Source organism: Mesorhizobium sp. M8A.F.Ca.ET.021.01.1.1, from assembly GCF_003998025.1.
GTDB lineage: Bacteria > Pseudomonadota > Alphaproteobacteria > Rhizobiales > Rhizobiaceae > Mesorhizobium.
Genome location: NZ_RZSJ01000598.1, coordinates 1 through 3,708, shown reverse-complemented (window position 1 = coordinate 3,708; position 3,708 = coordinate 1). Strand labels below are relative to the sequence as shown.

The window sequence follows — 3,708 nt, the reverse complement described above, 5'->3', positions numbered from 1 at the left end:
CTGTCGGCGGAGGGACCGCGCAACTCGGCAAGCCCGGCCATGCCGCGCTGGAACGCGTGGCTGTGCAGATTGGGCATGCCCGGCAGGAGAATGGCATGGCGCTCGTCACCTGCCGACGCGGTGCCCCCTGGCTCCACGGCGGTAATGCGCCCGTTGGCGAAAGTGATCCGCACATTGTCGTTCCAGCCATTGGGGAGAAGCGCCTGTTCCGCAAAGATATAGGTCACTTTTCTCTCCACTTCCCGGTCTCGCATGCGATGATGGCACTTGCAGTGCGTTTCAATATGTATATACATAATCGCCACCGATTGAAACGGAAAAGATGATGGCTGTAGAGAGCAAAAGCCGGGCAGGGGGGCTTCGCCTGTGGCGCAATGCGCGTCTGGCGACCATGGCTGAAAATTCTGCCGATCTTGGTATCGTCGAGCATGGTGCGCTGGCCGCGCGTGATGGCCGCATTGTCTATGCCGGTCCGGAATCCGAGATGCCCTCGGGGCTTGCCCAAGGCGAGATCATCGATTGCGAAGACCGCTGGATCACACCCGGCCTGATCGACTGCCACACCCATCTCGTCCATGCCGGCAACCGTGCCAACGAATTCGAGATGCGGCTGGCCGGCGCCTCCTATGAGGAAGTCGCCAGGGCAGGCGGCGGCATCGTCTCGTCGGTCAAATCCTTGCGTGCCGCCAGCGAGAGCGACCTGGTCGCCCAGACGCTGCCGCGCCTCGATGCGCTGATGGCGGAAGGCGTCACCACCGTAGAAATAAAGTCGGGCTATGGACTCGATCTCGAAAACGAGAAGAAATCGCTGCGCGCCGCGCGACTGCTGGGCAATGAACGCCCGGTGACGGTCCGCACCACATGCCTCGCGGCCCATGCGCTGCCGCCCGAAGCCAAGGGCGACAAGGACGCTTTCATCGATCTCGTCGTCAAAACGATTCTTCCCGGCGTCGCCGCAGAAGGCTTGGCTGATGCCGTCGACGGGTTCTGTGAAGGCATTGCCTTTTCGCCCGAGCAGATAGCGCGGGTCTTCGATGTCGCCAAGGCGGCTGGCTTGCCCGTCAAACTCCACGCCGACCAGTTGTCCAACCTGCACGGCGCTGAACTTGCCGCCCGCTATGGTGCGCTTTCGGCCGACCATCTCGAATACACCGACGAGGCGGGCGCCATGGCGATGGCCAAGGCGGGGACCGTGGCGACGATCCTGCCCGGCGCCTATTACTTCATCCGCGAGACCAAGAAGCCGCCGATCGGCCTCTTCCGCCAGCATGGCGTGAAAATGGCTGTCGCCACCGACAACAATCCCGGCACCTCGCCGCTGACCTCGCTGCTTCTGACCATGAACATGGCAGCGACCCTGTTCGGCATGACGCTCGACGAATGTCTCGCCGGCGTCACCCGCGAGGCCGCGCGTGCGCTGGGACTGTTCGACGAGACCGGCACGCTGGAGGCTGGAAAATCCGCCGACCTGGCGATCTGGGACATCGAGCGCCCCGCCGAACTCATCTACCGCATGGGCTTCAACCCGCTGCATGCACGCATCTGGAGAGGACAATGACCGAACTGACCTTGAAGCCCGGCAATGCCACGCTGGCCGACTGGCGCGCCATCTACCGTGGCGCCGTGCCCAAACTGGACGACGCCTGCCGGCCAAAGATCAAGGCAAGCGCCGAGGCCGTTGCCAGGATCGTTGCCAAGGGCGAGCCGGTCTATGGCATCAACACCGGCTTCGGCAAGCTGGCCAGCGTGCGCATCCCGGCCGAAGATCTCGAGACCCTGCAGCGCAACATCGTTCTGTCGCATGCCGCGGGCGTCGGCGAGCCGATGCCAGTCGCCGTTGCCCGGCTGATGATGGCGCTGAAACTTGCAAGCCTCGCGCAGGGTGCGTCCGGCGTGCGCTCGCAAACCATCGAGTTGCTTGAAGCGATGCTCGCCAACGACGTCATCCCGGTAGTGCCGGCGCAGGGCTCGGTCGGCGCCTCCGGCGACCTTGCCCCGCTGTCGCACATGACGGCGGTGATGATCGGTGTCGGCGAATGCTTTACCCCGCATGGCCGTTTTCCGGCCAAGGTCGCCTTCGTCTCGCACGGGCTGGAGCCCGTGACATTGGGCGCCAAGGAAGGTCTGGCGCTGCTCAATGGCACGCAGTTTTCGACGGCCTATGCGCTGGCCGCTCTGTTCGAGGCCGAAGTGCTCTACCAGTCGGCGCTTGTCGCCGGCGCGCTCTCGACCGACGCGGCAAAGGGTTCCGACGCACCCTTCGATCCTCGCATTCATCTGTTGAGAAAGCATCGCGGCCAGATCGAGACCGCGGACGCACTGCGCAATTTGATGGCCGGCAGCGCCATACGCGAGTCGCACCGGGTCGGCGACGAGCGTGTGCAGGATCCCTATTGCTTGCGTTGCCAGCCGCAAGTCATGGGCGCGGCGATCGATGTCCTGCGCAAGGCCGCCGATACGCTCGAAACCGAGGCCAATGGCGTCACCGACAATCCGCTGATCTTCGCCGAGGACGACACGGCACTCTCCGGTGGCAATTTCCACGCCGAGCCGGTCGCTTTCGCCGCCGACATGATCGCGCTGGCCGTCTGCGAGATCGGCTCGCTGTCGGAACGCCGCATCGCCATGCTGGTCGACCCCGCGCTGTCGGGCATGCCCGCCTTCCTGACGCCCAAGCCCGGCCTCAACTCCGGCTTCATGATCCCGCAGGTGACGGCGGCGGCACTCGTTTCGGAAAACAAGCAGAAAGCCTATCCCGCAAGCGTCGATTCCATCCCGACCTCGGCCAATCAGGAAGACCACGTCTCGATGGCCGCGCATGGCGCGCGCCGGCTGATCGGCATGGTCGAGAATGCGACTGCGGTGATCGGAATCGAATTGCTGGCCGCCGCCCAAGGCTGCGATTTCCATCAGCCGCTGGCCTCGAGCGCAGCGCTCGAAGCCGTGCGCAAGCTGGTTCGCGCCGAGGTGCCGCATCTCGACAACGACCGGCACTTCCACCCTGACATGGAAAAGGCGATCGCCATGGTGCGCAGCGGCGCGGCCGTGGAGGCGGCAGGCGCGGTGGCGCTGCCGGGGATTGCGCGATGACACCTTCCTGGCTGACAATAAAACAAGGCACGGCACCGCTGCTTGTGTCGATCCCACACACCGGCATCGACCTCGCCGGCCTCGAAAACCGGCTGGTGTCGCCATGGCTCGGTCGTCGCGATTGCGACTGGTGGATCGACAATCTCTATGATTTCGCCGCCGGTCTCGGCGCCACGGTCGTGCACACCGCGATCTCGCGCACCGTCATCGACGTCAACCGCGATCCTTCCGGCGCCTCGCTCTACCCCGGTCAGGCAACCACCGGCCTATGCCCGACCGAAACCTTCGACGGCGATCCGCTCTATCGCGACGGCGAAGAGCCGGGCCCGTCTGAGATCGACGAGCGCCGCGAGAAGTTCTTTGCACCCTATCACGCCGCCTTGCGGGCCGAGATCGACAGGTTGCGCGCCTTGCATGGCAAGATTGTCCTCTACGACTGCCATTCGATCCGCTCGGTGCTGCCACGGCTGTTCCAGGGCAGACTGCCGGTGTTCAATCTCGGCACGAATGACGGCAAGAGCGCCGATCCGATGCTGCAGGCGACGGTCAGCCAGATCATGGCCGAAACCGGCGAAACCTTTGTCGTCAACGGCCGCTTCAAGGGCGGGTGGATCACGC

Annotated in this window: 3 protein-coding genes and 1 pseudogene; 3 read left to right on the top strand and 1 reads right to left on the bottom strand. The window is 64.5% G+C overall.

Annotated elements, in window-relative coordinates:
• A pseudogene (locus EOA36_RS30525) lies at positions 1 to 227 on the bottom strand (formimidoylglutamate deiminase); the annotation flags it as partial.
• Between the two features lie 98 nt (positions 228 to 325).
• On the opposite strand from EOA36_RS30525, the gene hutI reads away from it, so the two are divergent.
• From hutI to hutG, 3 genes are all read left to right on the top strand, one after another.
• Positions 326 to 1,558, top strand: coding sequence for an imidazolonepropionase (gene hutI, locus EOA36_RS30520; protein ID WP_127280649.1), 1,233 nt, complete (start codon positions 326 to 328; stop codon positions 1,556 to 1,558).
• On the top strand, positions 1,555 to 3,090 hold the full coding sequence (hutH, locus tag EOA36_RS30515) for a histidine ammonia-lyase (protein WP_127280648.1): 1,536 nt from the start codon (positions 1,555 to 1,557) through the stop codon (positions 3,088 to 3,090). Before hutI ends, hutH begins: the two co-directional genes overlap by 4 nt.
• The coding region (gene hutG, locus EOA36_RS30510; protein WP_127280647.1) for an N-formylglutamate deformylase at positions 3,087 to 3,708 on the top strand (622 nt) is incomplete at its 3' end. The genes hutH and hutG, both read left to right, overlap by 4 nt.

What these genes read in the sequence shown, in the direction of transcription:
- hutI (WP_127280649.1), top strand. Translation starts at nt 326, where the DNA reads ATGGCTGTAGAGAGCAAAAGCCGGGCAGGGGGGCTTCGCCTGTGGCGC.
- hutH (WP_127280648.1), top strand. Translation starts at nt 1,555, where the DNA reads ATGACCGAACTGACCTTGAAGCCCGGCAATGCCACGCTGGCCGACTGG.